We start from the raw sequence: 18,992 nt of genomic DNA on the forward strand, positions 1-18,992 counted from the left end.
CATGCTGGTGAAACGTATCTTGGCGAGCGCCGTTATCGCCGCTTCAATGGGTATAGGATTTGTGCAGGCGCAGGACATGGCCGATGTTCAGGTTCCGGCCGAATTCCCGCCCGCCTCCTACGAGGGCCGCCAATATGTCGATAGCCGTGGCTGCGTCTACGTGCGTGCCGGGATCGACGGCAACGTGAACTGGGTGCCGCGCGTGTCGCGTGATCGCACGCCGATCTGCGGGTTCAAACCCAGTTTGGCAGGACAACCGGCCAAGCCCACGCAAACCGCTGCCGCGCCCGCGGCCGAACCCGAACAAATCAAGATCAAACAAGCCTCCGAGCCCCAAGCGGAACCCGCCCCTCAACCCAAGGCACAGGAAAAGATCGTCAAGCGTCCGGCGCAACCAAGGGTTGCGGCGCGCGTTCAAAAGTCAGAATCCGCCGCCGCGCCGCCCAAGACCGTGACGAAGGTGGTCAAACGCAAAGCCCAAGCCCCGCAAACCGCGCCCAAGCCACAGCCCAAACGCATGGCGAAAACCGTGCCTGCCCGCACGGGCGAACCGGCCTGCCAAGGTGCCAGTGCCATTTCCCGCCAGTATTACCGCACCGCGCCCGGTATGAGCGTTCGCTGCGGGCCGCAAGCCACACCGCATGTTTCGGTTGTTCAAAGTCGCACGGCACGCGCCAATGCGATGCGTGCACCACGTGCGCCGCAGGTGGCATCCTACACCACTGCGCAAACCGCACCACAACCGATAATACGGCAACCCGCGTCGGGGACCTACAGGACAACCGCGAACCAGCACATTCGCGTCGCGCCCAAGCACGTCTATCAGAACCAGCAAAACAGCACGGTCGGCATCTCGGTGCCAGAGGGCTACAAACCCGTCTGGGATGATGATCGCCTGAACACCAAGCGCGCGCATCAGACTTTCGCTGGTATGGCACAGATGGAGGTGGCATGGTCCAACACCGTGCCCCGCTACCTGATTGACCGAAACACCGGACGCGACATCAGCTACATGTATCCGGGCCTGCAATACCCCTATACCAGCTTCGAGGCGCAACGCGCCGCTGGCGTGACCGTGGCGACCCGAGGGCGTGTCGTGCTGCCGCCACAACGGGTTGCGAATACCTCTCGCCGCGCCACTGTCTCGACACGGCAGGCGGCCCCGCGCAAGTCAAACGTGTCGACACGCTCCGTGGCCCCCGAAACGACGCCGCAAAAGACAATGGTTCGCAAGGCAAGCCATTCCTATGTGCAGGTCGGCGCGTTCCGAGATGCGACCCAAGCACAGCGCGCGGCGCAACGGTTGGCCAACTCCGGCCTTCCGACGCGCATGGGCCGTGTGACCCGCGGTGGTGAATCCTTCTCAATGGTCAAGGTCGGCCCCTTCCGCACTCAGCCACAGCTTGACCGCGCCCTGCGCAAGGTGCGCGGCAAGGGGTATGGTCAGGCGCGTCCGGGCAGCTGATCGCTTCACATGATTGATACGAAAAAGCGCCCCCTTGGGCGCTTTTTTGGCCGTTTATCCGCCTCAGCTACCGCAAATGCCCTGCAAACGAAGCCAATTTGCATCGCTCAACACAGGCTCGGGCGAGGCTGCGGCATAGGGGTCCGCCTCGATCAGGGCCAAGGTCGTTTCCCCCGAGATATCGCGCGCATAGGCGTAAGGGGTCGACCGGACTTGCCATGTCTCGAACCCCTTGAGCAGAACCTCCTCGTCCAGTTCCGGGCGCTCATCGGTCAGAAGATGCTCGGCGTAGGCGGTCAAGGTCTCCTCGCCCAGATCCCCGGTGGTCAACAGGGTGATGGTCGCCCATAGCCCGGCATGCTCCAGCAAATCATTCAGCGGGTCATGCAGCTGCGTGCGCAATCGTTCAGCAATGATATAGCCAGCCACCACATCCGGGTCTTCGAAATCCTCGACCAAGCTACGGTTGATCAGGATTGTGCCGCCGGGCAGGGCAACCGCATCTTTCACGCCGCCGCGCATGACGGCCAAATGGCCCGCGCCGCCTGTACCGGGCAACCGGCGCGCCAGTCTGGCAAGCGCCTCGCGCCCCCCCGCATCCCGACAGGCCGGGCCGGTGACGCGTTGAATATGCCCGAAAAGCCCCTCGCCGATCTCTGTTCGCTTCACCTCTGGCACGACGGACACCGCATGGTTTTTCGCCGCATCCGGAAGCCAGAATACGGCCAATCCCGCCACGGCGAGAACCGAAGCCAGAAACATCACAAGCCGCAGGCGGCCGGGGTGGGGGCGCCGCCGCTCGATCGCGGCCCGCAGCTTTTCGATGGCCTCAACCATCTGCTCTTCGTTTTCGGCCAGTTCCAGGGTCTCGCCGGGGTCGCCATCCGGGTGGTAAATCGCCGGGGTCTCGCCCGGGTTGGCCCGATCCACCGCCGCCAAAGACCAATGCGCCAATGCGCGGTCCTGCATGTCCGAGATCACCAGCGTCGCATCGCCGATCGAAACGATAACCTCGCTCCGCTGGTCCTCGGGCGATGCACGCCACAGACCCGAAGCCTCAAGCCTGTGATATTCACTCAATGCGGTCATGTCGGATGGGCCTGCTCTGCCTCTTTCGCAGCAGGTTAGCACGGTGTGGTACAGGGCGTCTATCGCCTATGGTGCTGACTCATCGGCGCGGAGACACGTACGAAACCCACGTACGTTTCGTACGTTTTGCATCGTACGCAGTGTTAATCCGCGGGGATCCGGCCAAAAATACCGACGTGATACCGACGTGAAACCGACGCAATGCCGCAAGGGTTTTTTCTTGTTAACCAAAGGCTTGGCGGTGATTCTCCCGGTTACATGCCGCGTGCCACCTGCCGCAGTTCGAATTTCTGAATCTTGCCGGTCGATGTTTTCGGCAATTCCTGAAACACCACCGCCTTGGGTGTCTTGAACCCCGCCAGCCGCTCGCGGGCAAAGGCAATGAGTTCGGCCTCGTTCGTGTCGGCCCCGTCCTTCACCTCCACGAAGGCACAAGGCACTTCACCCCATTTCTCGTCAGGCTTGGCGACCACAGCGCAAAGCAGAACCGCGGGGTGCATCATCAAAACGCCCTCAACCTCGACCGAGCTGATGTTTTCCCCTCCCGAGATGATGATATCCTTGGCGCGGTCGGCAATCTGCAAATAGCCATCCGGATGCTGAATGGCGAGGTCGCCGGAATGGAAGTAACCCCCTGAAAAACTTTCCAAAGTTGCCTTGGGGTTCTTCAGGTATCCCTTCATCACCGTATTCGCGCGGATCATGATCTCGCCCTGCGTGGTGCTGTCCATGGGTGTCTGTTCCATGGTCTCGGGGTCCATCGCCGTAATGTCCTCGGCCATGGGCATGGTGACGCCGGTACGCGCCTTGATGGCGTAACGGTCTTCGTCCTTCAGGTCGTCCCACCTTTCCTGCCAGATGCATTCGGTCACATGGCCATAGGTCTCCGTCAGTCCGTAGACCTGCGTGACATGGAAGCCCAACGGCTCGATCGCGCGAAGCGTTGCCGCGGGCGGCGGCGCACCGGCGGTGAAAACCTCGACCACATGGTCAAAAGGCCGCCGCTCCTCGTCCTTGGCATTGACGATGGTATTCAGAACAATCGGCGCCGCCCCGAAATGCGTCACCCCTTCATCCGCAATCGCATCGTAAATGGCCTTGGCCGTGATGTCGCGACAGCACACGACGGTGCCGCCCACCATCGGCATCATCCAGGTGTGATTCCAGTTGTTGCAGTGGAAAAGCGGTACGATTGTCAGGTACTTGGCGTATCGCGGCATCGGCCATGTCACCGCCGTTCCCATCGTCATCAGATAGGCGCCACGGTGATGATAAACCACGCCTTTCGGCCGCCCTGTGGTGCCCGAGGTATAGTTCAACGCAAGACTTTCCCACTCGTCCTCTGGCATGATCCACTCGAAATTAGGATCGCCCGAGGCCAACAGCTCCTCATATTCGGTGTAATGCCCATGGGCATGCACGCCCGCCTCGTCATCGGCCACCTCGATCACGATGGGCGCGGGGCCTTCCATCTGTTCCATGGCATCGGCCAGAACCGGCAGGAACTGCGGGTCGACAAGTACGGCCTTGGCCTCCCCATGATCGAGGATGTACGAGATCGTGTCGGCTTCCAACCGGGTGTTGACCGCGTTCAAAACCGCCCCGCAGGCCGGGACGCCGAAATGCGCTTCGGCATGGGCGGGCAGGTTGGGAAGGATCGTGGCAACCACGTCACCCGGCGCAATACCCAGTTTCGCCAGTCCCGACGCCAGCCGTGTACAGCGTTCGTAATAGTCCGAATATGTCCGGCGGATGGACTTATAAACCACCGCTTCTTGGTCTGGATACAGGCGGCGGGCGCGTTTCAGGTGTGACAGCGGCGTCAATGGCACGAAGTTCGCCGCATTCCTTTCAAGCCCGGTTTCGTCCCGCATCCAGCCCATGGCCTCTCCTCCCTGATTCCCCTGCGTTAAGGTGCAGGAAACCTTATTGAGTTTGCTGCTGTAAGCAAATGTTAATGGTCCTCTGGATAGGGTGGCCAAGCACTTGTCCCCGGGCGGCCTTGGTCCTAGCGTGCGTCACATGATTATCTCGCCCGGTCGCAACTTCATTTTCGTCCATATTCCCAAGACTGGAGGCACCTCCATGATGCTTGCACTGGAAGAACGGGCGAAAAAGGATGACATCCTGATCGGTGACACGCCCAAGGCCAAGCGCCGCCGAAAGCGCCTTAAGGGAATTCAAACAGCCGGGCGGTTATGGAAACACTCGACACTGGCCGATATTGACGGTCTGGTTTCGACCACCGAGATCGAAAGCGCCTTTGTCTTTACCTTGGTCCGCAACCCGTGGGACAGAATGGTCAGTTACTATCACTGGCTACGAACGCAAGCCTTCGACCATCCGGCTGTGACTCTGGCAAAACAGGTTGAGTTCACGACGTTTCTGAACGACCCCAGTACTCAATCCGCGATGCGCGCCGCGCCCTACGGGTATTACGTGACAGATGCCCAAGGGCGCGAGGTTTGCGATAGTTTCATCCGGTTGGAGCAATTCGAGGAAGACAGTGCACCCCTGTGGGACCACCTTGGGTTCCGTCTCGATCTGCCTGTTAACAACCAGTCAACCCGTGATCGTGATTATCGCAACTATTATACCCAAAGCGATTCGGCTCTGGTCCAATCCCTGTTTACGCAAGATATCGAGCGGTTTGGGTATATTTATTAAGTATTGGTTAATGCTAAACCGACGATTAGTTTCAAATTCTAATGCTCATTGATGCCGAAACGTGAACAGTGCCGCATTTCGGCCCTGTTTCTGACCAAGGAGCGGCACGAGAATCGCTCTTTATCGTCTCATCAGACCGGCGGCTGGTAGCCACGGGTCGAGAAAGCGAGGATTGGCGAAATGCTTGGTTGGATGTCTGCACCATCTATGGGGACCAAACGTACAGTGGAAGTAACAGGCGCGATTGATGGCGCGGCCACGGGTGTGATGACAGGGTTGATGACCGGTACACGGGTGGCAACCGCCATGGGCTGGCGCGGGATCGAGACGATTTCGGAAGGTGATCAAGTGCTGACCTTCGACAACAACCTTCAGTCCGTCACCAAGGTCACGCGTGTTCGCCTGTGGGACGGCGAAGGGGATTGCCCCCGCCGCTTTTGGCCGCTTTGCGTGCCTACGGGTGTCTTGGGCAATCGCACCAATATGAAAATCCTTCCGGGCCAACCTGTCATGTTGGAAAGCGACACTGCCGAAGCCCTTTATGATGATCCCTTCGCACTTGTTCGGGCCCGTGTTCTTGAAGGCATCCGCGGCATTGACCGTTCGCCCCCGGCACCGAATGCCGAGGTGATCCTGCTGCATTTTGCGGATGAACAAGTGGTATTCAGCGACAGTGGTGCACTATTCTTTTGCCCCTCGTCGCGCGACTTGATCGAGCGGTCATTGGCCGGTGATGAGTCATTGTATTCCATCTTGCCGGTGCACGAGGCCCTGCGCCTTGTCGATCATATCGAGGCTGTTGGCACCTGCTCAGGCCCGGCGTCCCCGCGTTATCTAGACAACGCCGCCGCCGCTTGAAATCGGGCACGTGCTGTCAACGGTAGTGTCGGCTTCATTCCGTGCGCCTTGATGTTTCAAGACCGCGCGAATGAGACAATCGCGGACGCCAGGCAATCCAGGCTGTCAGTCCATGTTGTAGGGCTTGGTAAGTGGCTGGTCAACAAAGACAATTCCGTGCAAGCGACAAGCAGGTGATCGGCGCCTTGATCCAGCAAAACCTGCGCAAGCCGGGAAAGCTCGGGGCCGGTTTCCGCGGCGGGCTTGCCCGCCTTTACTGCACGGATCACTTGCAAAAGCTCATCATCGTTTGGCAGCGTCAGCTGTCTCAGCCCGCGTTCAGAAAAGGGCGCGTCGAAAACCCCTGTCAAACGGGTTGCCGGAGAGGCCAGCATACCAATCTTTCGGGCTCCGGACTGCGCCAAATGGTTGGCGGTCAAGTCCAGCATGTTCAAAAGGGGCTGGCTGCTCGCCGCCTCGATAATCGGTGCATAGTGATGCGCTGTGTTGCAGGGCATTGCCAGTGCGGAAACACCTGCTTTTTCAAGGTCTTGCGCCATATGCGCGAGCACCGGCGCCGGGTCCTCGCCGGTGCCTTCGATCAAGGCCTTGATCCGGCTGGGGACCTGCGGGTTCTGGTGAACGATCATCGGTATGTGATCGGCGTCGTCGCGGGCATCGGGCACCGCGTCGAATACCTTTTGCATCAGCAAGATCGTGGCCTCCGGCCCCATCCCACCAAGGATGCCGATAGTTTTCATATCCGTTTTCCTTTGTTCGCGCAGCGGCGTCTAGGACTACCCGGCACTCAGTTTGCCGGTATCGGCCAGACGATCAAGCCGAATATCGGCGCTACGGGCGTGGCCCTCCATCCGTTCCTCGCGGCTGATGCGAGCGCTGACGCGGGCCAGATCGGGCAGGGCCCGCTCATCGACTTTCTGCCAAGTCACTGTTTTCAGGAACTTATGCACCGATAGCCCACCGGTATACCGCGCCGCGCCCGAGGTGGGCAGAACATGGTTTGGCCCCGCAGCCTTGTCGCCAAAGCTGACGGTGGTGTTCTCGCCCAGGAACAATGAGCCATAGGCGCGCAAACGCTCGCGCCAGAAGGTTAAATCGCGGGCCTGAACATGCAGGTGTTCGGGGGCTTTTTGGTCGGCATATTGCGCCATGTCCTCGGCTGTGTCGCACAGGACAATTTCGGCCATATCGCGCCATGCCACCTCGGCGGCGCTGCGGTTCGGCTCTGGCAGGTCGGCAATCAGGCGCGGCACCTCGTCCATCACCGCCTCGGCCAGTGGCCGGTGCGTTGTGGCCAGCCACACAGGGCTGTTGGCGCCATGCTCGGCCTGACTGACCAGATCGACGGCCACCGTCAGCGGATCGGCGGTTTCATCGGCCAAAACCAGACTGTCGGTGGGCCCGGCAAACATGTCGATCCCGATGGGGCCGAACAATTGTCGTTTCGCTTCAGCGACATAGGCATTGCCGGGGCCAACCAGAATATCAGCGGGCGGCGCGCCGAACATGCCAAAGGCCATGGACGCCACGCCCTGTACACCACCGATACACAGGATCCGGCTCGCCCCGGCAAGTTGCATGGCATAGAGCATGGGGGCGGGGATGCCCTCGGCCCCATTGGGTGGCGAACAGGCGGTGATATCGGCCACGCCCGCTTCGCGTGCCGTGGCAATCGACATCAACGCCGAGGCGATATGCGTATAGCGCCCGCCGGGAACATAGCAGCCCGCCGCCGCCAGCGGGATTTGCTTTTGCCCGGCAATGAGACCGGGGCGCAGTTCCACTTCCATATCCTGTGCCGTGGCGCGCTGAGCGGCGGCAAAGCGGCTGATGTTGTCATGCGCCCATTGTATATCGTCTTTGAGGTCTTGCGGCACCTTGGCCACGGCCTCGGCGATCGCCTCGCTAGAGACAGTGACCTGCCCCTGCCAGTTGTCGAGCGTGCGGGCATATTCAAGCGCCACTTGCCCGCCGCCCTGCCGCAAACGGGCCAGCATGATTTGCACCGTGTCGATGATATCGGCGGCGGTTTGCGGGGCCTCTCCGGGGGCTGTCTTGAACGGCGTGATGGGCATGGCGGATATCTCCTTGTTGCCTCTTGAATGGGGCCGCACAGGGCCACAGGGCAAGGGGCAGCATGGATCGCGCCGGGTCTTTTTTCAGGCCGCGAAAGTCATGTTCGGAAAAGCCGAAAGCGGGCAGTCGGCCCTCACAGACTGGCGCGCAGGCCTTTTGCGGCCTCTTCAACAATGTCCAGCACAGCATCGAAATCCCGCGTGTAGTACGGGTCAGGAACGTGATCCAAACCGCAACCCGGCGCATAATCCGTGAAGCGTTTTACGGGTGTCGCGTTGCCCGCCGGACGCAGGCGTTCGATGTCTTCGATATTGGCGTCGTCCATCCCGATGATCAGGTCAAAAGCGCTGAAATCTCCGGTATGAAACTGCCGCGCGCGCAGGTCTGAAAGGTCATGCCCGCGTGCCTGCGCCGCCGCCTGCATCGGGCCATAGGGCGGTTCTCCAACGTGCCAGCTTCCGGTGCCTGCGCTATCGGTTTCAACCTCCGGGGCCAAACTGCGAAACACCCCTTCGGCGGCGGGCGAGCGGCAGATATTGCCAAGGCAAACGAAAAGGATTTTGGTGGTCATCGCAGTCTCCTTTGGGCACAAAGGCATAAGCCAAGGAGGGGGAATGGAAAAGATCGTCATTTTGACCGGCGCGGGCATTTCCGCCGAAAGCGGTTTGGGCACCTTTCGCGATGAAGATGGGCTTTGGGCGCAGCACCGGATTGAGGATGTGGCCACGCCCGAAGGTTTCGCACGCAATCCACAGCTGGTGCATGACTTCTACAATGCCCGGCGGGCGCAGGCCGCCGAGGCCAAACCCAACCCCGCCCATGACGCCCTTGCGCGGTTGCAACGCGAGGCCAAGGGAGAGGTTGTGATCGTCACGCAGAACGTGGATGGTTTGCACGAGGCTGCGGGAGCGACAGGGGTAATGCACATGCATGGGGCACTGAACGGCGCCCTTTGCGCCGCCTGTGAGCATCGCTGGGATGCGCCTCTGGTTATGGCTCCAGACGATCATTGCCCGGCCTGTCAGGCCACGGCGACGCGGCCCGATGTCGTTTGGTTCGGTGAGATGCCTTATGACATGGAAGAAATCTGGCGACATCTTGAAGGCGCGGATGTATTCGCTGCGATTGGGACTTCGGGGCAGGTCTATCCGGCGGCGGCCTTCGGGCAACATGCGGGGCGTGCCGGGGCGCATACGGTAGAGTTGAACCTTGAGCCTTCCGTCAACTCCCGCGACTTTGCCGAGACAAGGCACGGGCCTGCCTCAGAAGTTGTGCCGCTTTGGGTGGACGAGGAACTCACCCGCCAAAACTGATAGGCTATGCCGGGCCTGTGTCGGCCCGGCAAGGTATTGAAATCAATTGGACATTTGCCCGTGATTGTGACCGCCCATAGGTTGGCGCTCCAGATCGACAGGCACTTCGATTTCCATCTCACCCGCCTTTTCAAAGGTCAAGGTGAGGGGGATCATATCACCCTGTTCAAATGGTTCAGTAAGGCCCATGAACATGACGTGATGGCCGCCGCGCTGCATTTTGATCATCCCATCCGCAGGCAGGGCGAAACCTTCCTCCACATGCATCATTTTCATGACGCCATTGGCATCTTCCTTGTGGGTGTGCAGTTGCACGAGTTTGGAAACGGGGGAGGCCGCGCCGATCAAGCGGTCTTCGGCGTCGCCGTGGTTGTGGATCATCATGAAGGCCGCGCCGGTTTTGGCGGACATGGCCGAGGACCGGGCATAGGCATCTTCGACCATGATATCGGCGGCCATGGCCGGCAGGGCGGTGGCAAGGCTGGCGAGGGTCGCGAAGGCGATGGATTTGAAGGACATTGGTCTCTCCTGAAGTATTGAATATTGTCTGAGGTTTGTGGGTCAGACCGCTTCAGGAGGCGCGCGTGCGGCAAAGGCTTGTGGTGCGGATGGTTGGATTTCGTCTCTAAATTCAATGGCTTGAACTGAGGTGACCTGCGGAACCGTGGCTGCCTTCGCAAGCGGAGCAGGCACGCCATCAAGGAAGTTCAGGGCGCAGTCAGGGCAGATGTGAACTTGCCCCGTGGGTTGCCCTTCAGCATCGACAAGAATCGTGACCGGGCCTGTCCCTGTGCAAAGCACCGCCTGCCCAACAGGCGTGGGGGCGCCACGGGCAGTCGCCATGGTCTGACTTGTAAGGGTCAGAAGCAGGGCGAGGCAAAGGGCAAGGTATGGCCGCAAGCTGCGCATCATGCCCGAGATATAGGCATTCCGCGGCACCAAAGAAAAGCGACAAAACGCAACAGCCCCGACCAAAAGGACGGGGCTGTCAAAACAATTCTAAAAAACGCGTTGCTTAGGCGCTCGGGGCCTGTGCTTTGGCGATTTCTTTCTTCACTTTCAGAGCGTTGGCCGACAGTTCGGTGTCTTTTGCCTTGGCAAGGTAGCCGTCCAGACCACCGCGGTGGTCGACGCTGCGCAGGGCAGAAGCAGTGATTCGCAGCTTGATCGCGCGGCCCAGGGTTTCGGACTGCAACGACACGTCCTGCAGGTTGGGCAGGTAGCGGCGCTTGGTTTTGTTGTTGGCGTGGCTGGAGTTGTTGCCAACCATCGGGCCTTTTCCGGTCAGTTCGCAGCGGCGCGACATGGGCTTTTCCTCGTGTTTGCTGGGGCTTAACGAAGCCCTGCTCAATACAAACGGGCACCGCCATAGGCAGCGCCCCGAATTCATCACCGGGTCTTTAGGGGGAAACGGGGAGGGCGTCAAGGGATTCGGCGCGGCCTTTGTCAAGGGCGCGCCAGGTTTCGTACGACTCGTACGCCCGAGGGGGGAGTTTCGTACGAAAATCCGCAGGCTGCAAAAAACTTTCGTACGAGTCGTACGGTTTGGCGCTATTTTCGGGCGGTGAGGCAATGACAAGGGAGGTGCAACAATGAAGATCATGCGAGCCGGAGAGCGGCCTTGCAGACTGGCCAATCCGGAGTGGTTCACCGGACGGGTTTGGCAAGAGCCGGTGGTCGAGGCCGAGGCCCCGGCGCGGCTGCGCGCCCTGAAGGTGACCTTTGACCCCGAAGCGCGCACCGCGTGGCACACCCATCCCTTGGGGCAGACCTTGCATGTCTTGTCGGGTGTCGGGCTGGTGGGCCTGCGCGGCGAGCCGCCGAAGGTGATCCGCCCGGGTGATACGGTCTGGATTCCGCCGGGGGTGGAGCACTGGCACGGCGCCGCGCCAGACAGCCAGATGTGTCACCTCGCCATGCAGGAGGCCGACGATGCGGGCCGGGTGGCCGATTGGCTGGATCAGGTGAGTGATGCGGAGTATCGCCGGACCACGCGATAGCGCGGTCGGTTTACCGTTTGGCAAGCCTTCTGTGGCGCAATGCGATGGATAGCCTGCCTTGGGGGCGCTGCCCCTGCCGCCCTTTGGGCGACTCCCCCTAGGGTATTTGGGCCAAGAAAAAACCGGCCTGCTTTTTCTTGGCAAAAATACCCATAGAGCCACGCCTGACCCTTGCGGCAGGGTTGTTATTTCAAGGGCCGCGCCCGTGGTCCGACATCAGGTCAAGCTGTGGGCCAATGGGCACGATGCGGTGCGGGTTGATGGTGTCGTGGCTATAGTAGTAGTGCCGGGTGATGTGGTCGAAGTTCACCGTCTCGGCCACGCCGGGCCATTGGTAAAGCTCGCGCAGGTAGCCCCAGAGGTTGGGGTAGTCGACGATGCGGGCGCGGTTGCATTTGAAGTGGCCGTGATAGACGGCGTCAAAACGGATGAGGGTGGTGAAAAGCCGCCAGTCGGCCTCGGTCAGCCTGTCGCCCATGATATAGCGGTTTTCGCCAAGCCGTTCCTCTAGCCAATCGAGGCTATCGAAGAGAGGATGGACCGCTTCTTCATAGGCCTCTTGGGTGGTGGCGAAGCCGGATTTGTAGACGCCGTTGTTGACGGTGTCGTAGATGCGGGCGTTCACAGGCTCGATCGCCTCGCGCAGGTCTTTGGGCCAGTAGTCATCGGTGTTGCCGGTGATCTCGTCGAAGGCCGAATTGAACATGCGGATGATCTCGGCCGATTCGTTGGAGACGATGGTTTCGCGGGTTTTGTCCCAGAGGATTGGCACGGTGACGCGGCCCGAGGCGTCGGGCTTGGCTTTGGTGTAAAGCTCGCGGGCATAATCAAACCCATAGAGGTCATCGCCAGTGGCCCCGGGGTAGTCGGTGCGGAATTCCCACCCGTCCGAGAGCATATCGGGGTGAACAGCGGACATGCCGATATGCGGCTCAAGACCCTTGAGCGTGCGGAAGATCAATGTGCGATGGGCCCAAGGACAGGCGAGAGAGACATAAAGATGGTAACGCCCTGATTCTGCGGCAAAACCGCCCTCGCCACTGGGGCCGGGTGCGCCATCTGCGGTGATCCAGTTGCGGAATTTCGAGGTGTCGCGTTGGAATTTGCCACCGGTGCTGTCGGTGTCATACCAGCGGTCGTGCCATTCGCCGTCGATGAGTAGTCCCATGATGCGCCTCCTTTCGGTGAAAACTAGGTGAGCGCGCCGGGGGCAAACAGCCCTGTGGCCGCGCAGGGTTCGTGCGGGCCTGCACATGTCGCGGGCCGTGCGTGGTGTGGCGTTTCTCGGTTTGCGCGTGGGGCTTGGGGGGCGTATACGGAGGGGGACGATGCCCCGAGGGGCCGGAAAGGTGTGCAGGGAGGACCGACCCAAGCCGGGGGTCTTGGCCTGAGATCGTCAGGCGGTTTTCGGGCCGCGACCCTCCTTTCCGGGGCCTCAAGGGGCGAGGTGGTAAAAGGGGGAAATCCCATGAAACACGCAATTCTTTTGGTAGCGCTTTTGGCGGCCAGTGGTGCGCAGGCGCATCCCGGGCATTTGGCCGAAGTGGCGGGGCACGGTCATTGGCTGGGTGCCGCAGCACTTGGTGCGGCGATTGCCATCGGGCTTTGGGCCGGGCTGAAGGGCCGCAAGGATGAGGCCACGGAAGAGGCCGAGGGCGATGAGGCCGCCGACGAAGAATTGCAGGAGGCCTGAGCGTATGGTCAAGACTGGTGTGATGATCTGTGGGCATGGCTCTCGTAGTCAGTCGGCGGTGGATGAATTTGCGACTTTGGCCGAGAAGCTGCCGCCCTATCTGCCCAAAGATTGGGAGATGGAGTACGGCTATCTCGAATTTGCCAATCCGGTCATTCGTGACGGTCTGGACAAGCTGCGCGAGGCGGGGTGCGAGCGTATCTTGGCGGTGCCGGGGATGCTTTTCGCCGCGATGCATTCCAAGAACGATATTCCCACGGTTTTGAACACCTATGCCACCAAGCACGGCATCAATGTGCAGTATGGCCGGGAATTGGGGGTGGACCCCAAGATGATCGCCGCCGCCGGTGGCCGCATTCAGGAGGCTGTTGAGCGCGCCAATGCCGAGGCCGGCGACGTGTCGTTGCATGACACTTGCCTGGTGGTCATTGGGCGGGGCGCGTCGGACCCCGATGCCAATGGCAATGTCGCCAAGATCGCCCGGATGTTGCAGGAGGGCATGGGCTTTGGCTGGTGCGAGGTGGGGTATTCGGGTGTGACCTTCCCACTGGTGGAGCCGTGCCTGCAGCATGTGGCGAAGCTGGGTTACAAGCGGGTGATCGTTTTCCCGTATTTCCTGTTTTCGGGCATTCTGATTGACCGGATTTATGGCTTTACCGATCAGGTGGCGGCCGAGCATCCGGAAACCCAGTTTTTCAAGGCGGGCTATCTGGGGGATCATCCCAAGGTTCTGGAAACCTTTGCCGAGCGGGTGATGGAACAGACCAGTGCGACGCCGCCGCCCAACTGTGGCACCTGCCAGTACCGCACGCAGGTTTTGGCCATCGAGGGCGAGGGCGCGCGGGAAATCACGCCCGAGCAACGCCGCGCCTTGGCCGAAGCCAAGGGCGCGGGCCATGTGGCCTTTAGCGATGTGCCGCCGCCCACTTGCGTGTTGTGCAAGTATCGCACCACCATTCTGGGGTTCGAGGCCGAGGTGGGGGCTGTGCAGGAAAGCCACCACCACCATGTGGAAGGGCAAGGGGCCAGTGCGCCGGGCTCGAACGTGGCGGATTGCACCCTCTGCGATACCTTCTGCACGGGGCTTTGCCGCTTGGAAGGGCAGGGGCATCACCACCACCATCATCACCACGATCATGGGCATGATCACGGTCACGATCATCACCACCACCATCACGATCATGATCACGACCATCACCACCATCATCACCATGCCGAGTATCCGCATGCCGACCACCCGCATGGGCCGGAGAGCGCGCGGAAAACCCGGGCCTGAGCCTTTCTTCTTTTTTGAAATATCCCCGCCGGAGGCTGTCCTGCGGGGGCCACATAGCGAAGGGCTAAGGCCGTGCGTCCCTACGAAAAGAACCCCAAAGCCATCTATGCCGAGAGCTTTGCCACCGTCCGCCGTGAGGCCCGGTTGGAGCGTTTCGGGCCGGGGATGGAGGCGCTTGCCATCAGGTTGATCCATGCCTGCGGTATGGTGGAAGTCGCTGACCGGTTGGCCTTTTCACCCGGGGCCTATGAGGCGGGTCGTGCGGCTTTGCAGGCGGGTGCGCCGGTGCTGTGTGATTGCGAGATGGTTGGTGCGGGGATTATCCGGCGGTATTTGCCCGCTGGCAACGAAGTGATCGTCACGCTGAACGACCCGAAGGTGCCGGGCATTGCGGCGGGGATTGGGAACACGCGTTCGGCGGCGGCGGTGGAGTTGTGGGCCGAGCATCTGGAAGGCGCGGTGGTGGCCATTGGCAATGCGCCCACGGCGCTGTTCCATTTGTTGGAATTGCTGGACGAGGGCGCGCCGAAACCGGCGGTGATCCTTGGCTTTCCGGTGGGGTTCGTGGGGGCAGCCGAAAGCAAGGCGGAACTGGCCGACAATCCGCGCGGCTGTGACTTTGTCGCCCTGCGCGGGCGGCGCGGTGGGTCGGCCATAGCCTCGGCGGCGGTGAATGCCTTGGCCGCCGGATTGCCGGAGATTGCGAAATGAGTGTGAGCGACATGAAAGAGCCGTGGCTGCATATCGTGGGGATCGGCGAGGATGGTATGGAGGGCCTGCTGCCCGCCACCCGCGCCGTTGTGGAGGCCGCCGAGGTGATTGTCGGCGGGGACCGGCATCACAAGCTGTCGGACAATGTCACGGCTGAGCGCGTGGCCTGGCCCAGCCCCTTCAATGCGTTGATCGAGATGCTGGAAGGCTTCAAGGGCCGCCGGGTCGTGGTACTGGCGACGGGGGACCCTTTGTGGTTTTCGGTCGGTGCGCGGATCGGGCGTGAGATTGACCCGGGTGAGATCACCTATCACCCGCAACTCTCGGCTTTTCAGTTGGCGGCGGCGCGCATGGGGTGGTCTTTGCCGGATGTGGAAACGCTGACGGTGCATGGCCGGCCCGTGGAGCAGATGATCGCCTTTATCCAGCCCGATGCGCGGCTGTTGATCCTGACCACAGGGGCGGAGACCCCGGCGCAGATTGCCGGGTTCCTGACCGAGCGGGGCTTTGGCCGATCCAAGCTGACTGTCTTGGCCAATATGGGCGGGGCCGAAGAAGCGCGGTTCGACGGGGTTGCCGAAGACTGGGACCATGAGGTGCCGGCCTTCAATACCATGGCGGTGGAATGCATCGCCGCCCCCGATGCCGCGCTTTTGCCGCGCGTGCCGGGGCTGGCCGATGAGCTGTTCCAGCATGATGGGACGATGACCAAGCAGGAAGTGCGCGCGGCCACGCTGGCCAAGCTGATGCCGATGCGGGGGGCTTTGTTGTGGGATATCGGCACCGGCTGTGGCTCGGTCGCGGTGGAGTGGATGCGCGGGGCGCGCTATGCGCGGGCGATTGGTATTGAGCCACGAGCGGATCGGCGGGCCATGGCGGCGGCGAATGCGCTGGCGCTGGGTGTGCCGAAGCTGGAATTGGTCGAGGGCCGGGTGCCGGAGGCTTTGGACGGGTTGGCCGCGCCCGATGCGGTGTTCATCGGTGGCGGTTTGAGCCGTGAGACATTTGAGGCGGCATGGGGCGCGCTGCGGCCGCTGGGGCGGATGGTGTGCAATGCGGTGACGCTTGAGAGCGAGGCGCTGCTTTTGGAGTTGCACAAGGAGCGCGGTGGACAGCTTGTGAAGCTGATGGTCAACCGGGCCGAGCCTGTGGGCGGCCTGACCGGGTGGCGGCCCTTGATGCCAGTCACCCAGTGGAGCCTTGTGAAGCGATGATCGGGCGGTTGCGCATTTGGCGGGGGTTGGATGCCTCCGGCGGGAGTATTTTGGGAAAGATGAAGCCGGGGGCTGCGCTATGAGTGGCGTTTTGTATGGCGTTGGGCTTGGCCCCGGAGACCCGGAACTGATGACGCTGCGGGCGCATCGGTTGATTTCAGGGGCCGAGGTGGTGGCCTATCCCAGCCTTGCGGGGGGTGAGAGCTTCGCGCGGTCGATTGCGGCGGGGGTGATCCCGGCAAGTGCGCGCGAGATCGTCATGGATGTGCCGATGACCACCGAGCGCGCCCCGGCGCAGGCGGCTTATGACAAGGGTGCGGCCGAGATTGCCGAGGAACTGGCGGCGGGCCGTGATGTGGTGTGCCTGTGTGAGGGAGACCCGTTTTTCTATGGCTCTTTCATGTATCTTTTCGCGCGGTTGTCGGAACGGTTTGAGGTGCAGGTGGTGCCGGGTGTGACCTCGATCACCACCTGTGCGGCGCGGGCGGGCATGCCCTTGGCCGCGCGCAATGAGCGGTTGACGGTTTTGCCGGGGCCCTTGCCCGAGGCGGAGTTGCGCGCCCGGATCGACGGGGCCGAGAGTGTCGCCATCATGAAAGTGGGGCGGCATCTGGAGAAAATTCGCGGGGTCATAGGCGAATTGGGCCTGACCGACCGTGCGGTTTACATTGAGCGCGCGAGCCTGCCCGAAGAGGTGGTTTGCCCGCTTGCCGAGGCGCCGGGGAAGGCGCCCTATTTTTCGATGATCTTGCTGACGAAAGGGGCCGATCCATGGCTGTGAAACCTGTTGTTCTGGCGCTGAGCCGGTCGGGTGAAGATGTGGCGCACCGCGTGGCGGCCCTTTTGGGGGCGCAGGTGCATGGCCGCGAGGGGCGGGTTGAAAAGGCGGATGCCTTTTTCCCCAATGCTTTGGACCATGCGCGGGATTTGTTTGCCGCCGGGGTGCCGGTGGTTGGCGTTTGCGCGAGTGGAATTTTGATCCGGGCGGTGGCGCCTTTGTTGGCCGATAAGACCGCTGAGCCGCCGGTTGTGTCCGTGTCGGACGATGGCGGTGTCGTGGTGCCTTTGTTGGGCGGGCATCGCGGGGCCAATCGTTTGGCATCTGAGATTGCTGCAGGGCTAGAGGCGGTTTCAGCCGTCACCACGGCGGGAGATGTGGCCATGGGCGTGGCTTTGGATGCGCCGCCCTTGGGGTATCGCTTGGCCAATCCGGAGGATGCCAAGGGCGCGATGGCGGCGATGCTGTCGGGGGCAGGTGTTTCGGTGTCGGGTGAGAATATCTTTGGCATCGAGGACAGGGGCGGCGCGGTTGAGCTTTTTGTAAGCGAGGCGCCGGTTGAGGGCAGTGAGGCGCGGCTTGTCTACCATCCGCAGCGTTATGCGCTGGGCTTGGGTTGTGCGCGCAATGCTGACCCGGAGGAGCTTTGGGCGCTTGTGCAGGAGGTTCTGGCCGAGGCGAATGTTGCGCCGGGGGCGGTGGCATGCGTGGCCTCAATCGACCTGAAGGCGGATGAGCCTGCGATGAACGTGGTGGCGGCGCGGTTGGGGGTGCCCCTGCGCCTGTTCACGGCGGCAGAGTTGGAGGCGCAACCGGTACCGAACCCTTCGGAGGTGGTTTTTGCTGAGGTGGGCTGTCATGGGGTGAGCGAGGGGGCTGCCTTGGCCTGTGGCGGGGATTTGGTGGCCGAAAAGCGCAAGACCGCGAATGCCACCTGTGCGCTGAGCCGGGCCGCCGCGCCGATCACCGAGATGCCGGGCCGGTCGCGCGGGCGTTTGAGCGTTGTCGGCATCGGGCCGGGACAGGCCAGTTGGCGCACGCCGGAGGTGAGCCGCCTTGTGGCAGAGGCGGAGGAATTGGTGGGCTATGGGTTGTACATTGACCTTTTGGGGCCGCTGGCGGCGGGCAAGCAGCGCAGCGATTTTCCGTTGGGCGGGGAAGAGGCGCGGTGCCGCTATGCCTTGGAGCGGGCGGCGGAGGGGCGCAACGTGGCCTTGGTCTGTTCGGGCGATGCCGGGATTTATGCGATGGGGGCGCTGGTGTTCGAGCTGTTGGATCGTGCGCCCGAGAACGAAGGTGTGAGCGATGCGGCGCACCGGGTGGATGTGGTCTGTTCGCCGGGGGTTTCTGCGCTTCAGGGTGCGGCGGCGCGGGCCGGGGCACCCTTGGGGCATGACTTCTGCACCATTTCGTTGTCGGATTTGTTGACCCCGCGCGAGGATATTTTGCGGCGGCTGCGGGCGGCGGCGGAGGGGGATTTCGTGATTGCCTTCTACAACCCGGTGAGCAAGACGCGCCGGACGCTTCTGGCCGAGGCGCGGGATATCCTGTTGCAGCATCGCCCGGCGGATACGCCGGTGATGCTGGCCAGCAATCTGGGCCGTCCGGAGGAGCATGTGCGCTATCGCCGGTTGGAGGATTTGCAGGTGGATGAGGTGGATATGCTGACCGTGGTCTTGATCGGGTCGAGCAACTCACGGCTTGCGCATTTGGGCGAGGGGCCGCGGATGTTCACGCCGCGCGGTTATGCGCGCAAGATTGATGGGGATTTGGCCCAAGGCCGGGGATGACGCGCGGCGCTGTTTGCCCTTGCAGGGCAAAGGCGCCCCGCCCGCCATCCCGTGAAGGAGAG

Annotated in this window: 19 protein-coding genes; 11 read left to right on the forward strand and 8 right to left on the reverse strand. The window is 61.9% G+C overall.

Annotated elements, in window-relative coordinates:
* Position 1: 1 nt before the first annotated feature.
* Complete coding sequence (locus QZ498_RS04970; protein ID WP_294620630.1) at positions 2-1,465, forward strand: SPOR domain-containing protein; 1,464 nt, start codon at positions 2-4, stop codon at positions 1,463-1,465.
* 63 nt (positions 1,466-1,528) lie between these two features.
* Here the strand turns inward: QZ498_RS04970 and QZ498_RS04975 are convergent, their stop codons facing one another.
* Both QZ498_RS04975 and QZ498_RS04980 read right to left on the reverse strand, forming a co-directional pair.
* Positions 1,529-2,554: a hypothetical protein gene (locus QZ498_RS04975; RefSeq protein ID WP_294620631.1), complete on the reverse strand. Its 1,026-nt coding sequence runs from the start codon at positions 2,552-2,554 to the stop codon at positions 1,529-1,531.
* A gap of 254 nt (positions 2,555-2,808) precedes the next feature.
* Positions 2,809-4,437 carry an AMP-binding protein gene (locus QZ498_RS04980; RefSeq protein WP_294620632.1) on the reverse strand — a complete coding sequence of 543 codons (1,629 nt, stop codon included), beginning with the start codon at positions 4,435-4,437 and terminating at the stop codon, positions 2,809-2,811.
* Positions 4,438-4,576: 139 nt separating this feature from the next.
* Here QZ498_RS04980 and QZ498_RS04985 point away from each other — a divergent pair, with 139 nt between their 5' ends.
* Positions 4,577-5,221, forward strand: a complete 645-nt coding sequence (locus QZ498_RS04985; protein WP_294620633.1) for a sulfotransferase family 2 domain-containing protein — start codon at positions 4,577-4,579, stop codon at positions 5,219-5,221.
* A gap of 207 nt (positions 5,222-5,428) precedes the next feature.
* On the forward strand, positions 5,429-6,079 hold the full coding sequence (locus QZ498_RS04990) for a Hint domain-containing protein (RefSeq protein ID WP_294620634.1): 651 nt from the start codon (positions 5,429-5,431) through the stop codon (positions 6,077-6,079).
* Between the two features lie 56 nt (positions 6,080-6,135).
* Here the strand turns inward: QZ498_RS04990 and QZ498_RS04995 are convergent, their stop codons facing one another.
* The 3 genes from QZ498_RS04995 to QZ498_RS05005 form a co-directional block, all read right to left on the reverse strand.
* Entirely contained in the window at positions 6,136-6,819 is a 684-nt protein-coding gene (locus QZ498_RS04995; RefSeq protein WP_294620635.1) for an amino acid racemase, read from the reverse strand.
* Between the two features lie 36 nt (positions 6,820-6,855).
* On the reverse strand, positions 6,856-8,154 hold the full coding sequence (gene hisD, locus QZ498_RS05000; protein WP_294620636.1) for a histidinol dehydrogenase: 1,299 nt from the start codon (positions 8,152-8,154) through the stop codon (positions 6,856-6,858).
* 134 nt (positions 8,155-8,288) lie between these two features.
* Positions 8,289-8,726, reverse strand: coding sequence for a low molecular weight protein-tyrosine-phosphatase (locus QZ498_RS05005; RefSeq protein WP_294620637.1), 438 nt, complete (start codon positions 8,724-8,726; stop codon positions 8,289-8,291).
* A gap of 43 nt (positions 8,727-8,769) precedes the next feature.
* On the opposite strand from QZ498_RS05005, the gene QZ498_RS05010 reads away from it, so the two are divergent.
* A complete protein-coding gene (locus QZ498_RS05010) occupies positions 8,770-9,468 on the forward strand; it encodes an NAD-dependent deacylase (RefSeq protein ID WP_294620638.1) in 699 nt (232 codons plus the stop codon).
* A gap of 42 nt (positions 9,469-9,510) precedes the next feature.
* Here the strand turns inward: QZ498_RS05010 and QZ498_RS05015 are convergent, their stop codons facing one another.
* Both QZ498_RS05015 and rpmB read right to left on the reverse strand, forming a co-directional pair.
* Entirely contained in the window at positions 9,511-9,987 is a 477-nt protein-coding gene (locus QZ498_RS05015; protein WP_294620639.1) for a copper chaperone PCu(A)C, read from the reverse strand.
* Between the two features lie 496 nt (positions 9,988-10,483).
* A complete protein-coding gene (gene rpmB / locus QZ498_RS05020; RefSeq protein ID WP_294620640.1) occupies positions 10,484-10,774 on the reverse strand; it encodes a 50S ribosomal protein L28 in 291 nt (96 codons plus the stop codon).
* Between the two features lie 286 nt (positions 10,775-11,060).
* Here rpmB and QZ498_RS05025 point away from each other — a divergent pair, with 286 nt between their 5' ends.
* Positions 11,061-11,468 carry a cupin domain-containing protein gene (locus tag QZ498_RS05025; protein WP_294620641.1) on the forward strand — a complete coding sequence of 136 codons (408 nt, stop codon included), beginning with the start codon at positions 11,061-11,063 and terminating at the stop codon, positions 11,466-11,468.
* Between the two features lie 190 nt (positions 11,469-11,658).
* Here the strand turns inward: QZ498_RS05025 and QZ498_RS05030 are convergent, their stop codons facing one another.
* On the reverse strand, positions 11,659-12,636 hold the full coding sequence (locus QZ498_RS05030) for a glutathione S-transferase family protein (RefSeq protein ID WP_294620642.1): 978 nt from the start codon (positions 12,634-12,636) through the stop codon (positions 11,659-11,661).
* A 300-nt stretch (positions 12,637-12,936) separates the two neighbouring features.
* Here QZ498_RS05030 and QZ498_RS05035 point away from each other — a divergent pair, with 300 nt between their 5' ends.
* From QZ498_RS05035 to cobJ, 6 genes are all read left to right on the forward strand, one after another.
* Complete coding sequence (locus tag QZ498_RS05035) at positions 12,937-13,161, forward strand: DUF6732 family protein (protein WP_294620643.1); 225 nt, start codon at positions 12,937-12,939, stop codon at positions 13,159-13,161.
* Between the two features lie 4 nt (positions 13,162-13,165).
* A complete protein-coding gene (locus QZ498_RS05040) occupies positions 13,166-14,437 on the forward strand; it encodes a sirohydrochlorin chelatase (protein WP_294620644.1) in 1,272 nt (423 codons plus the stop codon).
* 72 nt (positions 14,438-14,509) lie between these two features.
* Positions 14,510-15,148 carry a precorrin-8X methylmutase gene (locus QZ498_RS05045; RefSeq protein ID WP_294620645.1) on the forward strand — a complete coding sequence of 213 codons (639 nt, stop codon included), beginning with the start codon at positions 14,510-14,512 and terminating at the stop codon, positions 15,146-15,148.
* 11 nt (positions 15,149-15,159) lie between these two features.
* A complete protein-coding gene (gene cbiE / locus QZ498_RS05050) occupies positions 15,160-16,362 on the forward strand; it encodes a precorrin-6y C5,15-methyltransferase (decarboxylating) subunit CbiE (RefSeq protein ID WP_294620663.1) in 1,203 nt (400 codons plus the stop codon).
* A 79-nt stretch (positions 16,363-16,441) separates the two neighbouring features.
* On the forward strand, positions 16,442-17,143 hold the full coding sequence (gene cobI / locus QZ498_RS05055) for a precorrin-2 C(20)-methyltransferase (RefSeq protein ID WP_294620646.1): 702 nt from the start codon (positions 16,442-16,444) through the stop codon (positions 17,141-17,143).
* Positions 17,134-18,930 (forward strand): precorrin-3B C(17)-methyltransferase, encoded by a 1,797-nt coding sequence (gene cobJ, locus QZ498_RS05060; protein WP_294620647.1) that lies wholly within the window; start codon positions 17,134-17,136, stop codon positions 18,928-18,930. The genes cobI and cobJ overlap by 10 nt, the downstream gene beginning before the upstream one ends.
* Positions 18,931-18,992 lie beyond the last annotated feature (62 nt).

Source organism: uncultured Roseovarius sp. (assembly GCF_913057115.1).
In the GTDB taxonomy this organism is placed as follows: domain Bacteria; phylum Pseudomonadota; class Alphaproteobacteria; order Rhodobacterales; family Rhodobacteraceae; genus Roseovarius.

Coding starts and splice junctions, on each gene's coding strand:
- rpmB (WP_294620640.1), bottom strand. CDS start 10,774: ATGTCGCGCCGCTGCGAACTGACCGGAAAAGGCCCGATGGTTGGCAAC.
- QZ498_RS04985 (WP_294620633.1), top strand. CDS start 4,577: ATGATTATCTCGCCCGGTCGCAACTTCATTTTCGTCCATATTCCCAAG.
- QZ498_RS05030 (WP_294620642.1), bottom strand. CDS start 12,636: ATGGGACTACTCATCGACGGCGAATGGCACGACCGCTGGTATGACACC.
- QZ498_RS04970 (WP_294620630.1), top strand. CDS start 2: ATGCTGGTGAAACGTATCTTGGCGAGCGCCGTTATCGCCGCTTCAATG.
- QZ498_RS04980 (WP_294620632.1), bottom strand. CDS start 4,437: ATGGGCTGGATGCGGGACGAAACCGGGCTTGAAAGGAATGCGGCGAAC.
- cobI (WP_294620646.1), top strand. CDS start 16,442: ATGAGTGGCGTTTTGTATGGCGTTGGGCTTGGCCCCGGAGACCCGGAA.
- QZ498_RS04975 (WP_294620631.1), bottom strand. CDS start 2,554: ATGACCGCATTGAGTGAATATCACAGGCTTGAGGCTTCGGGTCTGTGG.
- QZ498_RS05010 (WP_294620638.1), top strand. CDS start 8,770: ATGGAAAAGATCGTCATTTTGACCGGCGCGGGCATTTCCGCCGAAAGC.
- cbiE (WP_294620663.1), top strand. CDS start 15,160: ATGAAAGAGCCGTGGCTGCATATCGTGGGGATCGGCGAGGATGGTATG.
- QZ498_RS04990 (WP_294620634.1), top strand. CDS start 5,429: ATGGGGACCAAACGTACAGTGGAAGTAACAGGCGCGATTGATGGCGCG.
- QZ498_RS05035 (WP_294620643.1), top strand. CDS start 12,937: ATGAAACACGCAATTCTTTTGGTAGCGCTTTTGGCGGCCAGTGGTGCG.
- QZ498_RS05005 (WP_294620637.1), bottom strand. CDS start 8,726: ATGACCACCAAAATCCTTTTCGTTTGCCTTGGCAATATCTGCCGCTCG.
- cobJ (WP_294620647.1), top strand. CDS start 17,134: ATGGCTGTGAAACCTGTTGTTCTGGCGCTGAGCCGGTCGGGTGAAGAT.
- QZ498_RS05040 (WP_294620644.1), top strand. CDS start 13,166: ATGGTCAAGACTGGTGTGATGATCTGTGGGCATGGCTCTCGTAGTCAG.
- QZ498_RS04995 (WP_294620635.1), bottom strand. CDS start 6,819: ATGAAAACTATCGGCATCCTTGGTGGGATGGGGCCGGAGGCCACGATC.
- QZ498_RS05025 (WP_294620641.1), top strand. CDS start 11,061: ATGAAGATCATGCGAGCCGGAGAGCGGCCTTGCAGACTGGCCAATCCG.
- QZ498_RS05015 (WP_294620639.1), bottom strand. CDS start 9,987: ATGTCCTTCAAATCCATCGCCTTCGCGACCCTCGCCAGCCTTGCCACC.
- hisD (WP_294620636.1), bottom strand. CDS start 8,154: ATGCCCATCACGCCGTTCAAGACAGCCCCCGGAGAGGCCCCGCAAACC.